The organism is Ruegeria sp. HKCCA4008 (assembly GCF_013033125.1).
In the GTDB taxonomy this organism is placed as follows: Bacteria; Pseudomonadota; Alphaproteobacteria; order Rhodobacterales; family Rhodobacteraceae; genus Ruegeria.
Genome location: NZ_WQDM01000003.1, coordinates 328,490 through 344,791, shown reverse-complemented (window position 1 = coordinate 344,791; position 16,302 = coordinate 328,490). Strand labels below are relative to the sequence as shown.

The following is a 16,302-nucleotide window of genomic DNA, read 5'->3' as shown; positions in this document are numbered from 1 at the left end:
TGTTGGCGGGCCTTTGCGGATCACTCCGGATATCCGGTTCAGCCGAGCTTTTCGGTCAGTTCCGGCACGGCCTGAAACAGGTCCGCGACCAGGCCGAAATCGGCGACCTGGAAGATCGGCGCCTCTTCGTCCTTGTTGATCGCCACGATGACCTTCGAGTCCTTCATGCCGGCCAGGTGCTGGATCGCGCCCGAAATACCGACGGCGACATACAGATCCGGGGCAACAACCTTGCCGGTCTGACCCACCTGCCAGTCGTTCGGTGCATAGCCCGAGTCAACGGCCGCACGCGACGCACCAACCGCGGCACCCAGCTTGTCGGCCAGCGTTTCGATCAGTTTGAAGTCTTCTTCCGAGCCGACACCACGGCCGCCCGAAACAACGACGCCAGCCGAGGTCAGCTCTGGACGGTCGCTTTCCGCCACCTTGTCCTCGACCCATTCCGACAGGCCGGGGTTTTCGCCGACCGACACGGTCTCGACCGCGGCCGAGCCGCCTTCGCCCGCCGCGTCAAAGCTGGCGGTCCGGATGGTGACGACTTTCTTGGCGTCGTTGGACTTGACGGTCTGGATCGCGTTGCCCGCGTAGATCGGGCGCTCGAAGGTCGAGCCGTCAACCACGCCGGAGGCATCCGAGATCACCATCACGTCCAGCAGGGCTGCAACGCGGGGCATCACGTTCTTGGCGTCGGTGGTGGCAGGCGCCACGATGTGCTCGTAGCCATCGGCCAGGCCCACGATCAGGGCTGCGGTCGATTCCGCCAGGCGGTGGCCCAGCGACGGGTCTTCGGCGACCAGCACCTTGGAGACACCGTCGATCTTGGCTGCGGCCTCACCGGCAGCAGCGGCAGACCCGCCTGCGGCCAGAACGGTTACGTCACCCAGCACTTTCGCGGCGGTCACGGCCTTTGCGGTCGCATCCATCGCCAGTTCGCCGTTGTTCACTTCGGCAAGCAGAAGTACAGCCATTACACAGCCCCCGCTTCTTTGAGTTTCTCGACCAGCTCGTCAACCGAGCCCACGATGATACCCGCCGCGCGTGCCGGCGGCTCTTCGGTCTTGACGATTTCCAGACGCGGGGTGACGTCGACGCCGTAATCGGCGGCGGTTTTTTCATCCAGCGGCTTCTTCTTCGCCTTCATGATGTTGGGCAGCGAGGCATAGCGCGGCTCGTTCAGGCGCAGGTCCACGGTAATGATGGCCGGCATCTTGACGCTGATGGTCTGCAACCCGCCATCGACCTCGCGGGTGACCTTGGCGGTGTCACCTTCGATGTCCAGCTCGGACGCAAAGGTGCCCTGGGACCAACCCAGCAGGGCCGACAGCATCTGGCCGGTGGCGTTCATGTCGTTGTCGATCGCCTGCTTGCCTGCCAGAACAATGCCTGGCTGCTCTTCCTCGACCACTTTGGCCAGGATCTTGGCAACGGCCAGAGGCTCGATATCGGTGTGTACATCGTCAGCCGCCACAACCAGGATTGCGCGGTCGGCACCCATGGCCAGCGCGGTGCGCAAGGTTTCCTGCGCCTGCTTTACGCCGATCGAAACAGCAACGACTTCGTCGGCCTTGCCGGCTTCTTTCAGGCGGATCGCTTCCTCTACTGCAATTTCGTCGAACGGGTTCATCGACATTTTGACATTGGCGAGATCAACACCGCTACCGTCCGCTTTCACGCGGACCTTCACATTGTAGTCAATCACGCGTTTGACAGGCACCAGTACCTTCATTGTAGCGCTTTCTCCTCAAAAAACGGTAAGCCGCGCAGGCGACTCCACCAATGCTCTCGACCGACTAGATAGCGCCTGCCGCAGTGGCACAACAGAGCAAAATCGTCACGTCATGGCGTCGGGACGTCGCGTTTTGCAATTTTTTTGCCAAGAGGCGAAAGAATATTACCCGCGACTCTGTATTTCGCGATCAGCGGTTCGCGCCCGGAACCCACAACACGTCGTCTTTGCCGTTTGCGTTTGCGCAGCGTGCTGCAACAAAGAACCAATCGCTGAGACGGTTGAGGTATTTGACCGCCACGTCGTTGACGGGCTCCATATTCGTCAGCTCGACCGCAAGCCGTTCCGCCCGACGCGAAACGGTCCGGCAAACGTGCAGATGTGCTGCCAGACGCGAGCCACCGGGCAGGATGAAGCTGCGCAGAGGTTCCAGCGTCACGTTCATTGCGTCGATCTCGGCTTCCAGCCGGTCGATCTGGGCAGGCACGATACGCAGGGGGGGATAATCGGCCTCGGCGTCTTTTTCCATGTCGGGGCGACAGAAGTCGGCACCCAGATCGAACAGGTCATTTTGAATGCGCGACAGCGCGGTTTCGACATCACCTTCGGCCTCGGTCCGTGCCACGCCGACAAAAGCGTTCAGTTCGTCCACGGTGCCATAGGCTGCGACGCGGCCCGAATATTTTGCCACGCGCTCTCCGTTGCCCAGAGCGGTTTTCCCGTCATCGCCAGTGCGTGTATAGATTTTGTTGAGTACGACCATTTATTGAACTCCCTGTCCGCGCAGATATACGAAAAGCACGATCAGCAACACGGCGATGAACTGAAAGAGAATGCGCAGGCGCATCATCTTGTTGCTTTTCTTGGCCGCTTCCATGCCGCCTTTGCCGAAATTCGCGATGCCTAAGGCCAGCACTACGACAACTGCCGCCATAGCCAGAAGCAGAATGACCATCACAAGGTCCATTTGAAGTCACCGTCCGGTTTTTTTCGATTACCACCCATCTAGCGTCAGGGCGTCGAAAAGCGAACGGGAAATATCGTCTCAGATATCCGAAAGGATTCGATCAGAGGCGTTTGTAGGCAGAATGCGGCGCAGTATCCCGGCGATATATGTCGGAGTGGTCACATAGTAACGTGGTTTGGGGCGTCGGGCCTCGACCGCATGGGCTAGCTTGTCCGTGACGGCAGAGGCGGGCAATTCAAATCGGTCTGGCCCACTGCTTTCATAAAGGCGCTTCAGTAACGAGCCTTCGTACTTCTCCCGAATGGCCGAGTTTTCCCAGTCGATGTATTTCTCGAACAATGGGATCGCCTTTTCCCGGAGTTTTGAGGTGATGGGGCCGGGCTCGATCAAGACGACGTGAATGTCGGTATCCCGAAGTTCCAGCCGCAGCGTGTCGGTAAGCCCTTCGATCGCGTATTTTGTGGCGACATATGCGCCGCGCCACGGGAAGGCGACAAGCCCCAGAACCGAGGAACACTGCACAATCCGGCCATGACCCTGTTCCCGCATGACGGGAATGACCTGTCGGGTCAGCTCGTGCCAGCCAAAGACATTGGTCTCAAATATATGGCGCAGGCCATCCGTCGGAACATCCTCGACCGCGCCGGGCAAGCCATGTGCGCCATTGTTGAAAAGGGCATCCAGCGAGCCGCCTGTAGCCTCGAGAACGTGGGACAAACCTGATGTAATGCTGTCTGCATCAGTGTAGTCGATTCTGGGGCTTTCAAAGCCTTGTGCGCGTAGGCGATCACAGTCGCGTTGCTGGCGGCAGGATGCAAAAACGCGCCAGCCTTTTGCACGCATACCGTGTGCCGCGTCCAGACCGATGCCTGACGAGCATCCCGTGATAAGAATCGATTTCTGCATATGCCTTCCGAGCCTGATCCCCGCCCATAGCTATGGCGGGGTTTGCGGCAGGGCAATGACACTTCGATGTCAGTTCGTTGTTTTCCGGACGAGTGATGCCGAAATCCACCCAACCTGTTGCCCCGGCAACACGCGCAGGCGCAACCAGCCGGTACCTGAATCCCCGAATACCTCAACCTGCTGGCCGATCCTGGCTTTGCCGATGATCGGATAGATCGTCCCCGGCCCATCACGCAGGTTCACGCGGGTTCCGGAAATTTCACGGATATCCTTGGCGGCCTCGACAGGGGCGGGCAGTTCAACCGTTGGCAGCTCGGCGTCGGTGGTGACTTGTTCGAGGGAAGCCAGACCCTGTTCCAGCGACGCAAGGGTCAGAGTGACGTTTTCATCAGCGAACAGTGATGGGTTTGCCTTCAGACCAGCTGCGACTTGCGACAACAATGCTTTGGTTTCTGCCTCGTCCAGCTCGGCCACGGGTTCAGTGACCGGTGCGACCGGCGCCGAGGGCTTTACCACAGCACGCGCGACCAAAGTTTCGGCGGGCGCGGATTCGATAGCTGGTTTCGAAGGCCTCGGGGCAATGGCAACACGCTCGGGCTCCGCTGTGCGGACCCCGCGCGGCTCAAAGTCAGGACCTCCGCTCATCACGTAAAAAGTCCAGCCGAGTGCGGCGAAAGTAACAAGTACAAGGCGCGTCATGGCGCATCCCCCAATTCAATCGTAACAACAAAATAGGCAGCAATCATTCAATTGTTGGAATGGTAGCATAATAGAAGGGCAGAGTCGAAAATTCGGGGAAAACACCGACTTGCCTCCCCCTGTTGCAAAAAGCCCGACTTGTCCCCAGTAAAATACGCGTTGCTTGCTTTACCAAGGCGTTCTTGCGTCGTATCACATCATATATGAACGATACGATCGACGACCCCAACATGGAGGCCCCCGACCACGGGGGTGAGGTTGCAGAACCGCTGCGCCGCGCGATAGGCGAGCGTTACCTGACCTATGCGCTGTCCACAATCATGCATCGCGCCCTGCCGGACGCGCGGGACGGATTGAAGCCGGTGCACAGGCGAATCCTCTATGCGATGAGAGAGCTGCGACTCAGTGCAACCGGAGGCTTTCGCAAGTCCGCCAAGATTTCCGGCGACGTGATGGGCAATTACCACCCGCATGGCGACGCCGCGATTTACGACGCAATGGCGCGCCTGGCGCAGGACTTCAACGTGCGTTACCCGCTGGTCGACGGGCAAGGGAATTTCGGGAATATCGACGGCGACAACCCGGCGGCCTCGCGATATACCGAGGCGCGGATGACCATCGTGGCCGAGGCGCTGCTGGAAGGTCTGAACGAAGACGCTGTGGATTTCCGCGACAACTATGATGGCACGCTGACTGAACCTGTGGTGCTGCCTGCGCAGTTTCCGAATCTTTTGGCCAACGGCGCCAGCGGTATCGCAGTCGGCATGGCCACCAACATCCCGCCGCACAACATCTCGGAGCTTTGCGACGCCTGCCTGCATCTGATCAAAACGCCGGACGCGCGGGATGATACGTTGCTGAACTATGTCCCCGGCCCGGATTTTCCGACCGGTGGCGTGATCGTCGAACCACCCGAGAACATCGCCCAGGCTTATCGCACCGGGCGCGGCTCATTCCGGCTGCGCTGCAAGTTCGAGGTCGAGGATCTGGGGCGCGGCCAGTGGCAGATCGTGGTCACCGAGATTCCCTATCAGGTTCAGAAATCCAAACTGATCGAAAAGATCGCGGAACTGATCCAGGCCAAGAAAGTCCCGATCCTCGCAGATGTGCGCGACGAATCCGCCGACGATATCCGTCTGATCCTCGAACCGCGTTCGAAAAACGTGGACCCCGAGGTGCTGATGGGCATGTTATACCGCAACTCGGACCTCGAGGTGCGGTTCAGCCTGAACATGAACGTGCTGATCGACGGGGTGACACCCAAGGTCTGTTCAATGAAGGAAGTGCTGCGCGCCTTCCTTGACCACCGGCAAGAGGTGCTGCTGCGCCGCTCGCGTCACCGCATGGCCAAGATCGACCACCGGTTGGAAGTGCTCGAAGGCTTTATCGTCGCCTTCCTGAACCTCGACCGTGTGATCGACATCATCCGCTATGACGACGACCCCAAGGCCGCGCTGATGCGCGAGGACTGGGGCATCGATCATGTCCGGGCGACCAGTGAGGCCGACTATGTCTCGCCCAAACCGGGCGAGGGCGAACTGTCCGAAGTTCAGGTCGACGCCATCCTCAACATGCGCCTGCGCTCCTTGCGCCGTCTGGAAGAGATGGAGCTGGTTCGCGAGCGTGACGCGCTGATGGAAGAGCGCGCCAATCTCGAAGATCTGCTGGCCGATCCCGCCCTACAATGGGCCAAGATTGCCGAGCAGTTGAAAGAGACGAAGAAGACCTTTGGCAAAGACTACGAAGGCGGCGCACGCCGCACCCGGTTTGCCGAGGCGGGGCAGGTCGAGGAAGTGCCGCTTGAGGCGATGATCGACAAGGAACCGATCACGGTCGTCTGCTCGCAGATGGGCTGGATTCGCGCCATGACCGGCCATATCGACCTGAAGCGCGAGTTGAAGTTCAAGGACGGCGACGGCCCGCGTTTCATCTTTCACGCGGAAACAACGGATCGTCTGCTGGTCTTTGCCTCGAATGGCCGATTCTATACCGTCAGCGCAGCGAACCTGCCCGGCGGGCGCGGCATGGGCGAGCCCTTGCGCCTGATGGTGGATCTGCCCAACGAGGCGCAGATCGTCGATATTCTGATCCACAAGCCAGGGCGCAAGCTGCTGGTGGCCTCGGACGCGGGCAACGGGTTCATCGTGCCCGAGGATGACGTGCTGGCGCAGACGCGCAACGGCAAACAGGTGCTGAACGTCAAGGGTGACGAGACCGCGATGATCTGCAAGCCGGTTGACGGAGACCACGTCGCCGTGGTGTCGCAAAACGGCAAGTTCCTGGTTTTCCCAACCCAGGAACTGCCCGAGATGACGCGCGGAAAAGGCGTGCGTTTGCAAAAGTACAATATGGCACGCGGCCGGCAGGGAACGCTCGAGCTGGATGGCGGATTGTCGGATGTAACGACCTTCAACTGGGAAGAGGGCCTGAAATGGTCCATGGGCGGCGACAAGACCCGACATGAGGCGGATATGACGCAATGGCTGGCAAAACGGGCCAGTGTCGGGAAAAAACCGCCCTATGGCTTCCCGCGCGACTATAAGTTTTCGTGATCGCGCTGCTGCGCGGGTGAATTTCCGCCGATACGGCTTTGCACAACCCGTATCGGTGCGCTAGATCAACAAAAAACAGGCCTATCGAGACGAGACATGTTGCGCATTCTGACGCTGATCACCGGACTGGCCCTGATGGCCGCTTGCACACAGACACAGGTGTATGAGCCGCCTGAATCCCTAGGAGAATTCAAGCTTCGTGTGAATTATGCCTTTGCGGACAAGGCCGTTCAGGGACCTGTATCGCGGGACGCCACACCTGACGAATGGACGAAGGCGATCCAGAACGCGGTTGATATTCGTCTGGGGCGTTACGAAGGCAAACAGGAATATGACCTTGGCATCAGCCTTGAGGGTTACATGCTGGCCCCGCCGGGGATCCCTGTGATCTACAACCCCAAAAGCACTGCGATTGTGTTGGTCAACGTCTATGACGTGAAGAAAAAAGAGTTTCTGGCCAAGGGTAAGCAATTCCAGGTGCTGGAAGACACCACCGGCGGAAGTGCCCTCAAAGGATCGGGGCATGAGCGCACAAAAGAAGAACAGATGAGCGGTCTGGCCCTCAAAATAGCCGACCGTGTCGAGGAATGGCTGGCTGAAGAGCACAAGGAAAATGGCTGGTTCGACCGGCGGCCGGACCTGATCCAGCCTCTGGAATCCGTCGAGGTCACGCAAAATCCAACGTGATCGGCGCATTTCCCTCAGGATGTGCTTGATTTTCCCCTTTGAACCAAATATCTCGCGCGCGCAGATGTAACCACGGGACCAAGGGTCCCCCAAATCGCAAAAGGGCGCCTGAGGAATGGCAAAGGAAAAGTTTGAGCGTACAAAACCGCACGTCAACATCGGCACGATTGGCCACGTTGACCACGGCAAGACCACGCTGACCGCAGCAATCACCAAGTATTTCGGTGACTTCAAAGCGTATGACCAGATTGACGGTGCGCCGGAAGAAAAAGCGCGCGGCATCACCATCTCGACCGCCCACGTGGAATACGAGACCGACAACCGCCACTATGCGCACGTTGACTGCCCCGGCCACGCCGACTACGTCAAGAACATGATCACCGGTGCGGCGCAGATGGACGGCGCGATCCTGGTTGTGAACGCCGCTGACGGCCCGATGCCGCAGACGCGCGAGCACATCCTGCTGGGCCGCCAGGTTGGCATCCCGAAGATGGTCGTGTTCCTGAACAAAGTTGACCAGGTTGACGACGAAGAGCTGCTGGAACTGGTTGAGATGGAAGTTCGCGAACTGCTGTCCAGCTACGACTACCCCGGCGACGATATCCCGATCATCGCAGGTTCGGCTCTGGCGGCGATGGAAGGCAACAACCCGGAAATCGGCGAGAACAAGATCCGCGAGTTGATGGCGGCTGTTGATGAGTATATCGACACCCCCGAGCGTGCCGTTGACCAGCCGTTCCTGATGCCGATCGAAGACGTGTTCTCGATCTCGGGCCGTGGTACCGTTGTGACCGGTCGTGTCGAGCGTGGCGTGATCAACGTTGGTGACGAGATTGAAATCGTCGGCATCCGCGACACTACCAAGACCACCTGCACCGGCGTTGAAATGTTCCGCAAGCTGCTGGACCGCGGTGAAGCGGGCGACAACATCGGCGCGCTGCTGCGTGGTGTTGACCGTGACGGCGTTGAGCGTGGCCAGGTTCTGTGCAAGCCGGGTTCGGTTACACCGCACACCAAGTTCGAAGCCGAAGCCTATATCCTGACCAAGGAAGAAGGCGGCCGTCACACCCCGTTCTTCGCGAACTACCGTCCGCAGTTCTACTTCCGTACGACGGACGTGACCGGCACCGTGACCCTGGCCGAAGGCACCGAGATGGTCATGCCCGGCGACAACGTGTCGTTCGGCGTTGAGCTGATCGCGCCGATCGCGATGGAAAACGGCCTGCGTTTCGCGATCCGCGAAGGCGGCCGCACCGTCGGTGCCGGCGTCGTGTCGAAAATCATCGAGTAATTCGCGCAAGCGAATGATCAGACGGAAAGGGCGCCCCGCGGGGCGCCCTTTTTCAGTTTCGGAAACGCACACCGAGATGTTACCCTTTTCCGTATTGAAACATTGCAATTCGAAAGAGGTTATAAGATGCACGTAACGGCACGTTCACTCTGTCTTGCCGCAGCAATCGCGTTTTCATCCACCTCGGCATCGTCCCAACAAATCGCGGATCGCATTTATCTTGGCGGTCCAATCGTCACGATGAATGACGAAGGCCCCTCCGCCGAAGCGGTTGCAGTCAAAGACGGGCGTATTCTGGCCGTCGGATCGCTGTCTGATCTATCTGCGTATCAAGGTGATGGAACGGAAACCTTCGATCTGAACGGACGCGCGATGCTGCCGGGCTTTGTGGACAGCCACGGGCATGTTGTCATGGGAGGTTTGCAGGCACTGTCAGCCAACCTTCTCGCGCCGCCGGATGGAGATGTCGTTGATATCGCAAGCCTGCAATCAACACTGTCCAACTGGGCCGCTGAGAATGCGGAAGCCGTTGAGCAGGTGAAAATGATCGTTGGCTTTGGTTACGACAACGCGCAGCTGAAAGAGCTGCGTCACCCGACACGGCAAGAACTGGATATGGTGTCCCAAGACTTGCCGGTCATCATCATTCATCAATCCGGGCATTTGGGGGTCGCAAATTCAAAAGCTCTGGAGTTGGCAGGTATCACCGCCACCTCAGAAGCACCTCCGGGCGGTGTGATTCAGCGCGATGAAGCTGGTGAGCCTAACGGCGTTCTGGAAGAATACGCGTTCTTTTCGGTTCTTGTTCCTATGCTTGGAAATCTGGGTGAGAAAGGCTTGGCGGCATTCGCGAAGGCCGGAACAGAGCTTTGGGCTAAGTTTGGATATACAACCGGACAAGAAGGCCGATCGTCCGGCGAGATTGTCGAGGTTCTCAGGAAAGTTGCTGCCGAAAAAGGGCTGCCCATCGACGTGGTCGCGTTTCCGGACGTTTTGGAAGCTCGGGAGTTCATCAGAGAAAACACATCCGCAGACTACGAGAACCGGGTCCGGGTTGGGGGTTGCAAGCTGACAATCGACGGTTCACCGCAGGGTTTCACAGCCTTGCGGGATCGACCCTATTACAATCCGGTTGGAAATTATGCCGCCGGGTATGCCGGATATGCGGCCATAACGATGGAGCAGCTTCAGGACGCGGTGAACTGGTGTTATGAGAACGGCTTCCAGATCCTTGTGCATTCCAACGGCGAAGGAGCATCCGATATGCTGATTGCGGCCCTTGAAGAAGCGCAGATCAAGTATGGCGACCCGGGCAACCGCCCCGTTCTGATACACGGCCAGTTTCTGAGGGAGGATCAGGTTGCCAGTTTCAAACGGCTTGGCGTGTTCCCGTCGCTTTTCCCGATGCACACGTTCTATTGGGGCGATTGGCACCGGGATCATACTGTGGGACCGGTCAATGCCGACAACATCTCACCCACGGGATGGCTGCGAGAAAGGGACATGATGTTCGGCACACATCACGATGCCCCGGTCGCGTTTCCCGACAGTATGCGGGTTCTTGCCGCGACGGTCACTCGCCGCACCCGTTCGGGCGACATATTGGGGCCGCATCAAAGGGTGGACGTCATGACTGCACTTAAGGCCATGACTATTTGGCCTGCGTGGCAGCATTTTGAGGAAAACGAGAAGGGGTCGATCGAAGTTGGAAAAGTTGCAGACTTTGTGATCTTGTCTGACGATCCTACGACGGTCGATCCAGAGACCCTAGCCGAGCTCAAAGTGCTTGTAACCGTCAAAGGTGATGAGGTTGTTTACGAAGCTGAAGAAGGTGTCAGAGAGGGAAAGATGCGTTTTTCTCCATTTTCCAGTGACCCAGTTATTGCGCATCTTTTTTTGCACGCGGTTTACCAAGGAATGAAGGTCGAAAGTCCATGGTTAACCAATGGCGTTTCTGGAGGTGAATAGAAGGTTTTCATTCTGGCATTTGCCTCTTGCAAAAACGCTCAGGTCGCTATAGTACGCGCGGGTTCTCAATAAGAACATCAAGGCGGGGTGATTCCCGCCTTTTGGGTTCGATGAGGGTTGGCGATGCGCGTCTGTCCTCCTCTCAACTCCAACGCCTGAATAAAAGGCTGTTAATATGCAAAGCCAAAACATCCGTATTCGGCTGAAGGCATTTGACTATCGCGTTCTGGATGCCAGCACGCAAGAGATCGTCAACACTGCCAAGCGGACCGGCGCGAACGTGCGCGGACCGATCCCGCTGCCGAACAAGATCGAGAAGTTCACGGTTCTCCGTGGCCCTCACGTTGACAAGAAATCCCGCGACCAGTTCGAGATCCGCACGCACAAGCGTCTTCTCGACATCGTTGATCCGACCCCCCAGACCGTTGACGCGCTGATGAAGCTCGACCTCGCTGCTGGTGTGGACGTCGAGATCAAGTTGCAGTCGTAATCGGAGGGTATGAGAATGCGCTCTGGTATTATCGCAAAAAAAGTTGGCATGACCCGCCTGTTCATGGAAGACGGCAAGCAGATCCCTGTGACCGTTCTTCACCTGGACAACCTGCAGGTCGTTGCACAGCGGACCGCTGACAAAGATGGCTACACTGCCGTTCAGCTGGGCGCCGGTGCTGCCAAGGCAAAACGCACCTCGAAAGCCATGCGCGGTCACTATGCCGCTGCCAAGGTCGAGCCCAAGCGTAAGCTGGCCGAGTTCCGCGTCTCCGAAGATGGCCTGATCGAAGTGGGTGCCGAGATTTCGGCAGAACACTTCCTGGAAGGTCAGAAGGTTGACGTTTCGGGCACCTCGATCGGTAAAGGCTTTGCCGGTGCGATGAAGCGCCACAACTTCGGTGGTCTGCGCGCCTCGCACGGTGTTTCGATCAGCCACCGTTCGCACGGTTCGACCGGTCAGTGTCAGGACCCGGGCAAGGTGTTCAAAGGCAAGAAGATGGCCGGTCACATGGGTGCTGCCCGTGTAACGACCCAGAACCTGGAAGTCGTCAAAACCGACGCCGAGCGTGGTCTGGTCTTCATCAAAGGCGCCGTTCCCGGACCGAAATCGGGCTGGGTCACCGTCAAGGACGCCGTGAAGAAGAAAGCACCGGAAGGCCTGCCTTTCCCGGCTGCTGTGAAATCGGCTGCATCTGATGCACCTGCGGAAGAAGCTCCCGCGGAAGGTGGTGAAGCATGAAACTTGATGTAATCAAACTGGACGGCGGCAAAGCCGGCGACATCGAGCTGAACGCCGATCTGTTCGGTCTCGAGCCGCGTGCAGACATCCTGCACCGTGTGGTCCGTTGGCAGCGCAACAACGCGCAGGCCGGCACCCACAAGGTCAAGACCCGCTCGGAAACCAGCTACTCGACCAAGAAGATCTATCGCCAGAAGGGTACCGGTGGCGCACGCCATGGTGACCGCAACGCGCCGATCTTCCGCAAGGGTGGTATCTACAAGGGCCCGACCCCTCGTTCGCACGGCCACGACCTGCCGAAGAAGTTCCGCAAGCTTGGCCTGCGCCACGCTCTGTCGGCAAAAGCCAAAGCAGGTGAACTGGTTGTGATCGAGAGCGCCGAAGCCGAAGGCAAGACCGCTGCTCTGGCCAAACAGGTTGCAAACCTGGGTTGGAAACGCGCTCTGGTCATCGACGGTGCGACCGTGAACGAAGGTTTCCTGAAGGCGTCGCGCAACATCGAAGGTCTGGATATCCTGCCGTCGATGGGTGCAAACGTTTATGACATCCTCAAGCGTGACACCCTGGTGCTCACCAAAGCGGCTGTCGAAGCACTGGAGGCTCGTCTGAAATGAGCGCGAAGGCAGAACACTACGACGTGATCCGCAAGCCGATCATCACTGAAAAGTCGACCATGGCGTCCGAAAACGGCGCGGTTGTCTTTGAAGTGGCGATCGACAGCAACAAGCCGCAGATCAAAGAGGCCGTTGAGGCACTGTTTGGTGTGAAGGTCAAAGCGGTGAACACCACCGTGACCAAAGGCAAGGTCAAGCGGTTCCGCGGCCAGTTGGGCCGTCGGAAAGACGTCAAAAAAGCATATGTGACCCTGGAAGAGGGGAACACCATCGACGTGACCACCGGTCTCTGATCGGACCCGTCGTTTAGAAAATCAGAACCCCCGCGCGAGCGGGGGTTTTTTTGTTTGGCACAGACTGTGTGCTCTGCGCCCTTAGCGGCTTCCTATTCAGCTTGCTTGCGCGCGGTTTCGATGAAGGCCTGCCAGCCATCCGACTTGCCAAAGGCGCGCATCTTTTCGTGCAGCAAGGGGCCGTAGATTTCCCACATACGTTTTCGCAGCTCTTTCCCCTTGTCGGTAATCTTCAGGACTTTCCCTCGCCGGTCACCGTCAAAGGACACATAAGTGATCAGTCCTTCTGCAACCAGGCGCCTGCTCAAATGGGACAGGTTCGATTGCTCGAATATGGTGTCCTGCGCCAGCTCGTAGGGGCGCAGTTGGCCGCCGTGCCGCTCGAGGGACCAAAGGATGTCGTACCATTTCAAAGGCGGAAGGCCAGCGTCTTTCAGGGCGGCACTGATTTCAAACTGGATGAGCCGTGTCGTCCGGTTCATTGCAACCCAGATGTCGGTTTCCAGCGATGTTGGCAGATCACTCTTCACAACTTCGTGTTCTCCTTGATTCCGATTGCGATTTCCTGCGCGTTCAATTAGATGAAAATTCATCTAATATCCAGCCCCTACCGGATGAAAAGAACTCAGCCATGAGCTTTAACTCTATGATCGCTGCCGTCGCCCTGACCGTTGCCGTGGCACCTGTCTATGCGCAGACCTACAAGACTGACCAGGGGCATACAGAAGTCCGCTTCAGCTGGAGCCATGCAGGGGTGTCCACCCAGCATGGCGAATTCACCAAAGTCGAAGGTGTACTGGATCTGAACGCGGATGATGTCGAGGCATCGACACTGAACGTGACGATCGACACAAACAGCTTGTCCTCGGGGTTTGGGCCTTTGGACGATCATCTGAAGTCGGCGGATTTTCTCGAGGTCGAAACCTATCCGGAAATCACTTTCGTCAGCACTGAAATTGAACGGACGGGCGACACCACGGCGGGTGTGACCGGCGACCTGACCATACATGGAGTTACCAAACCCGTGACTCTGACGGCCACGTTGACTCACCAAGGCCCGCACCCGCTGGGCGGTGCCATTGAATACTATCAAGGCGACTGGGTGGCGTTCTCGGCCGAAGCTGAGATTGACCATACGGAGTTTGGCGTCGGACCATTCTCGACCGGGCCGATCACCATCCTCATCGACACCGAGATGAAGGCTGACGGGTAAGAATGGTAAGTCAGCCCGCTGGCGCTACATTGAATGCTATGGCTGATTCAAAGAACACACAGCAGCAGGGAAAAAAGCAGCACACATTGCTACGACGCTTGCTGGGTGGTTTCGCGACCTCGGCGGTTCAAACCGAGGAGGTCGCTTTCGTCTCTGATCCAACAGCGGAACGTGAGCTGGTGCTGGAGAAAATGCGCGCGTTTAAAGGTGAGCCGTATTTCCAGATAGCCGATGAAAAGCTGGGGCTCTTGTCGGTATTTGATGATCTGAAATACGATCGGGCGGATGTAGACATGATCTCTCCGGCGATGCGTAAGCATGTTGTCAGCAAGCTTGGTCCATTGGGGTTTCGGCAGATTTCCGGCACGGTGCTGGAGCATGTGAAAGCCGACATGCGTGTACATATTCCAAAGTTCCACGCCCTCGGCGCGTCGCCCTTTGACATTACGCGCTACACAGACAAGCGCGCTCAGGACTATTGCCTGCTGACCCCCACACAGGTGGCTTGCCAGTTCATCGATCATTATGTGTTGGACGAAGCCGTGCAGCGGATCGAAGCGCTTGTTGAGAAGCACCCAATCAACCTGCTAAAGCTGGCGGATTATCTGGAAGGCAAACCCAAGCACCGTGCCTTTCGAGAAGTTCTCGGCCATATCAAGCTCAAACAGCGGATTGCAGTGGAGTCTGAACCACTCTGCCGCAGGCGGTCGTTGGGGTAGGGCGTCAGAAGGCCAGGGGTCAGGGAAACGTATGTTGCGGGAGCCCACGGTTGGAAACCGCCGTAGAGCCGGATTTTAGCTCCGTACAGCGGCATCGTGATCTTCAGTGGGCTATCCTGCTGTTACGCGTCTACTGGTCGTGCTGTGAGCCAACGCGTGATACAAAAAAGGCGCCATTCGGCGCCTTTGTGTCTTGCTGCGGATTATCCGCGATCAAGAGCAGTAAACATGTTTGTGCGCAATATCTGCGATGTCGCAGCGGCGGATGCCGATGTCATCCAGTTCGCGGTTGGTCAGGCTTTGCAGTTCGCGGTATGTGCGCTGATATTCAGCGGCCCGTTTGCGTGCGGTTTTGATCCGTTCGATCATGTCCATGATCCGGGTGCCGAAGTTGAAGCCGGTATTTGTCAGTGTTGCGGTTGTCATTTCTGTGTTCCTTTCTCAAATCAGGGCGAATTCCCTGACGTTACCTTTTGTGTTCCTTGTTTGGACAAGGCTGAGATAGGGCTAATAGTTATCGCTAACAATATAGGTTTCGGTCTAGCCGCTATGCGTTTTCGGTATGACAAAGGTTGACCCCAGCGCACTACGGATCGCGCAAGACATTCGGAATGCTATGTACTTGCGTCGGAAACACTCAGAAACTGCCGTAAGGGCGCTTCTCCTATTGAACGCAGGCCGTGTGGCAGTGCTGACGCCTTGCGACAAAGTTGTAGGAAATGCCCTAAAACCGACTATTTCCTTATCTGCCCCTCGTATCGCTCTTTTTGTTCATTAACCAAAATCAGTTTGCCGTTGTTCACGACGTAAAGATCAAAACGAGGGTTTTGATATCCAATGCAACGCATCCCGTTGTCATAGAATTTGTATGAGTTTGCTTTCCATGTTTGGCCATCCCTTTTGTAGGAATAGGTTCCGTCGGAAAAATATGTTTCTGTGTCTTTGCCAGTGTAAACGACTTTGCGTCCCGCAAGGTTGTTTTGGAGCCAGGCTGCATTCACTTTCTGGTCGCCGTCTGAGAAATAGCTTTTCGAAAGTTTTGGAGCCTTGTTGGGGCAGGCTGCGTGCGCTGAGACACCAATGGCCGTCGCGCAAAGCGCGGATAGGAACAGTTTCATCTTTTCTCACTCTTTAATCAAAATGGATCAAAACGATACGTCAGGCGCAGTTAAACGCAAGAAAAAACGCCCCTGAAAAATATCAGGGGCGTTTCAAACTCTGCGAAGATTTAGCGCTTAGCCGCGCTCTTCGACGATCTCTACCAGATGCGGGATCTTGCGGATCATGCCGCGGACCGAAGGAGTATCTTCCAGCTCACGGGTTTTGTGCATCTTGTTCAGGCCCAGGCCGATCAGGGTTGCGCGCTGTTCGGCGGGGCGGCGGATCGGGGAACCGATCTGCTTGACGACGATGGTTTTTGCCATGGGTCGCTCTCC

Annotated in this window: 20 protein-coding genes; 10 read left to right on the top strand and 10 right to left on the bottom strand. The window is 57.4% G+C overall.

Going from position 1 to position 16,302, the window contains the following annotated elements:
* Positions 1–38: 38 nt before the first annotated feature.
* From GOW60_RS09765 to GOW60_RS09740, 6 genes are all read right to left on the bottom strand, one after another.
* Positions 39–968: an electron transfer flavoprotein subunit alpha/FixB family protein gene (locus tag GOW60_RS09765; RefSeq protein ID WP_152457107.1), complete on the bottom strand. Its 930-nt coding sequence runs from the start codon at positions 966–968 to the stop codon at positions 39–41.
* Entirely contained in the window at positions 968–1,726 is a 759-nt protein-coding gene (locus GOW60_RS09760; protein ID WP_152457108.1) for an electron transfer flavoprotein subunit beta/FixA family protein, read from the bottom strand. The genes GOW60_RS09765 and GOW60_RS09760 overlap by 1 nt, the downstream gene beginning before the upstream one ends.
* A gap of 190 nt (positions 1,727–1,916) precedes the next feature.
* Complete coding sequence (locus GOW60_RS09755) at positions 1,917–2,489, bottom strand: cob(I)yrinic acid a,c-diamide adenosyltransferase (RefSeq protein ID WP_171120232.1); 573 nt, start codon at positions 2,487–2,489, stop codon at positions 1,917–1,919.
* On the bottom strand, positions 2,490–2,693 hold the full coding sequence (locus tag GOW60_RS09750) for a twin transmembrane helix small protein (protein WP_152457110.1): 204 nt from the start codon (positions 2,691–2,693) through the stop codon (positions 2,490–2,492).
* A 78-nt stretch (positions 2,694–2,771) separates the two neighbouring features.
* Positions 2,772–3,599: an SDR family NAD(P)-dependent oxidoreductase gene (locus GOW60_RS09745; protein ID WP_171229120.1), complete on the bottom strand. Its 828-nt coding sequence runs from the start codon at positions 3,597–3,599 to the stop codon at positions 2,772–2,774.
* A 69-nt stretch (positions 3,600–3,668) separates the two neighbouring features.
* The gene (locus tag GOW60_RS09740) at positions 3,669–4,298 is read right to left on the bottom strand and encodes an SH3 domain-containing protein (protein ID WP_254443877.1); all 630 of its coding nucleotides are present in this window, start codon (positions 4,296–4,298) and stop codon (positions 3,669–3,671) included.
* Positions 4,299–4,501: 203 nt separating this feature from the next.
* On the opposite strand from GOW60_RS09740, the gene GOW60_RS09735 reads away from it, so the two are divergent.
* From GOW60_RS09735 to GOW60_RS09700, 8 genes are all read left to right on the top strand, one after another.
* A complete protein-coding gene (locus GOW60_RS09735) occupies positions 4,502–6,850 on the top strand; it encodes a DNA topoisomerase IV subunit A (protein ID WP_171229119.1) in 2,349 nt (782 codons plus the stop codon).
* A 96-nt stretch (positions 6,851–6,946) separates the two neighbouring features.
* The gene (locus GOW60_RS09730) at positions 6,947–7,537 is read left to right on the top strand and encodes a hypothetical protein (protein WP_171229118.1); all 591 of its coding nucleotides are present in this window, start codon (positions 6,947–6,949) and stop codon (positions 7,535–7,537) included.
* A gap of 115 nt (positions 7,538–7,652) precedes the next feature.
* Positions 7,653–8,828, top strand: coding sequence for an elongation factor Tu (gene tuf / locus GOW60_RS09725; protein WP_152457114.1), 1,176 nt, complete (start codon positions 7,653–7,655; stop codon positions 8,826–8,828).
* Positions 8,829–8,954: 126 nt separating this feature from the next.
* Complete coding sequence (locus tag GOW60_RS09720) at positions 8,955–10,796, top strand: amidohydrolase (protein WP_171229117.1); 1,842 nt, start codon at positions 8,955–8,957, stop codon at positions 10,794–10,796.
* A 175-nt stretch (positions 10,797–10,971) separates the two neighbouring features.
* On the top strand, positions 10,972–11,286 hold the full coding sequence (gene rpsJ / locus GOW60_RS09715; protein WP_008756422.1) for a 30S ribosomal protein S10: 315 nt from the start codon (positions 10,972–10,974) through the stop codon (positions 11,284–11,286).
* A gap of 15 nt (positions 11,287–11,301) precedes the next feature.
* The gene (rplC, locus tag GOW60_RS09710) at positions 11,302–12,027 is read left to right on the top strand and encodes a 50S ribosomal protein L3 (RefSeq protein ID WP_152459170.1); all 726 of its coding nucleotides are present in this window, start codon (positions 11,302–11,304) and stop codon (positions 12,025–12,027) included.
* Positions 12,024–12,641: a 50S ribosomal protein L4 gene (gene rplD / locus GOW60_RS09705; RefSeq protein WP_152459169.1), complete on the top strand. Its 618-nt coding sequence runs from the start codon at positions 12,024–12,026 to the stop codon at positions 12,639–12,641. The genes rplC and rplD overlap by 4 nt, the downstream gene beginning before the upstream one ends.
* Positions 12,638–12,934 (top strand): 50S ribosomal protein L23, encoded by a 297-nt coding sequence (locus GOW60_RS09700; RefSeq protein WP_170347256.1) that lies wholly within the window; start codon positions 12,638–12,640, stop codon positions 12,932–12,934. The genes rplD and GOW60_RS09700 overlap by 4 nt, the downstream gene beginning before the upstream one ends.
* Positions 12,935–13,026: 92 nt before the next feature.
* Here the strand turns inward: GOW60_RS09700 and GOW60_RS09695 are convergent, their stop codons facing one another.
* Positions 13,027–13,464, bottom strand: coding sequence for a MarR family winged helix-turn-helix transcriptional regulator (locus tag GOW60_RS09695; protein WP_371813342.1), 438 nt, complete (start codon positions 13,462–13,464; stop codon positions 13,027–13,029).
* A gap of 101 nt (positions 13,465–13,565) precedes the next feature.
* Here GOW60_RS09695 and GOW60_RS09690 point away from each other — a divergent pair, with 101 nt between their 5' ends.
* A complete protein-coding gene (locus GOW60_RS09690) occupies positions 13,566–14,147 on the top strand; it encodes a YceI family protein (protein ID WP_171229115.1) in 582 nt (193 codons plus the stop codon).
* Between the two features lie 2 nt (positions 14,148–14,149).
* Positions 14,150–14,866, top strand: a complete 717-nt coding sequence (locus tag GOW60_RS09685; protein ID WP_171229114.1) for a hypothetical protein — start codon at positions 14,150–14,152, stop codon at positions 14,864–14,866.
* A 213-nt stretch (positions 14,867–15,079) separates the two neighbouring features.
* Here GOW60_RS09685 and GOW60_RS09680 read toward each other — a convergent pair whose 3' ends face one another.
* The 3 genes from GOW60_RS09680 to rpmD all read right to left on the bottom strand — a co-directional run bounded on the left by GOW60_RS09680 (position 15,080) and on the right by rpmD (position 16,290).
* Positions 15,080–15,241 carry a DUF1127 domain-containing protein gene (locus GOW60_RS09680; RefSeq protein WP_224859333.1) on the bottom strand — a complete coding sequence of 54 codons (162 nt, stop codon included), beginning with the start codon at positions 15,239–15,241 and terminating at the stop codon, positions 15,080–15,082.
* Positions 15,242–15,600: 359 nt separating this feature from the next.
* The gene (locus GOW60_RS09675) at positions 15,601–15,984 is read right to left on the bottom strand and encodes a hypothetical protein (RefSeq protein ID WP_171229113.1); all 384 of its coding nucleotides are present in this window, start codon (positions 15,982–15,984) and stop codon (positions 15,601–15,603) included.
* Between the two features lie 117 nt (positions 15,985–16,101).
* On the bottom strand, positions 16,102–16,290 hold the full coding sequence (gene rpmD, locus GOW60_RS09670) for a 50S ribosomal protein L30 (protein ID WP_050605831.1): 189 nt from the start codon (positions 16,288–16,290) through the stop codon (positions 16,102–16,104).
* Between the last annotated feature and the right edge of the window lie 12 nt (positions 16,291–16,302).

Coding starts and splice junctions, on each gene's coding strand:
- GOW60_RS09735 (WP_171229119.1), top strand. CDS start 4,502: ATGAACGATACGATCGACGACCCCAACATGGAGGCCCCCGACCACGGG.
- GOW60_RS09680 (WP_224859333.1), bottom strand. CDS start 15,241: ATGGACATGATCGAACGGATCAAAACCGCACGCAAACGGGCCGCTGAA.
- GOW60_RS09750 (WP_152457110.1), bottom strand. CDS start 2,693: ATGGACCTTGTGATGGTCATTCTGCTTCTGGCTATGGCGGCAGTTGTC.
- GOW60_RS09700 (WP_170347256.1), top strand. CDS start 12,638: ATGAGCGCGAAGGCAGAACACTACGACGTGATCCGCAAGCCGATCATC.
- GOW60_RS09760 (WP_152457108.1), bottom strand. CDS start 1,726: ATGAAGGTACTGGTGCCTGTCAAACGCGTGATTGACTACAATGTGAAG.
- rplD (WP_152459169.1), top strand. CDS start 12,024: ATGAAACTTGATGTAATCAAACTGGACGGCGGCAAAGCCGGCGACATC.
- GOW60_RS09755 (WP_171120232.1), bottom strand. CDS start 2,489: ATGGTCGTACTCAACAAAATCTATACACGCACTGGCGATGACGGGAAA.
- GOW60_RS09745 (WP_171229120.1), bottom strand. CDS start 3,599: ATGCAGAAATCGATTCTTATCACGGGATGCTCGTCAGGCATCGGTCTG.
- GOW60_RS09740 (WP_254443877.1), bottom strand. CDS start 4,298: ATGACGCGCCTTGTACTTGTTACTTTCGCCGCACTCGGCTGGACTTTT.
- rpsJ (WP_008756422.1), top strand. CDS start 10,972: ATGCAAAGCCAAAACATCCGTATTCGGCTGAAGGCATTTGACTATCGC.
- tuf (WP_152457114.1), top strand. CDS start 7,653: ATGGCAAAGGAAAAGTTTGAGCGTACAAAACCGCACGTCAACATCGGC.
- GOW60_RS09765 (WP_152457107.1), bottom strand. CDS start 968: ATGGCTGTACTTCTGCTTGCCGAAGTGAACAACGGCGAACTGGCGATG.
- GOW60_RS09720 (WP_171229117.1), top strand. CDS start 8,955: ATGCACGTAACGGCACGTTCACTCTGTCTTGCCGCAGCAATCGCGTTT.
- rpmD (WP_050605831.1), bottom strand. CDS start 16,290: ATGGCAAAAACCATCGTCGTCAAGCAGATCGGTTCCCCGATCCGCCGC.
- GOW60_RS09685 (WP_171229114.1), top strand. CDS start 14,150: ATGGTAAGTCAGCCCGCTGGCGCTACATTGAATGCTATGGCTGATTCA.
- GOW60_RS09690 (WP_171229115.1), top strand. CDS start 13,566: ATGAGCTTTAACTCTATGATCGCTGCCGTCGCCCTGACCGTTGCCGTG.
- rplC (WP_152459170.1), top strand. CDS start 11,302: ATGCGCTCTGGTATTATCGCAAAAAAAGTTGGCATGACCCGCCTGTTC.
- GOW60_RS09730 (WP_171229118.1), top strand. CDS start 6,947: ATGTTGCGCATTCTGACGCTGATCACCGGACTGGCCCTGATGGCCGCT.
- GOW60_RS09675 (WP_171229113.1), bottom strand. CDS start 15,984: ATGAAACTGTTCCTATCCGCGCTTTGCGCGACGGCCATTGGTGTCTCA.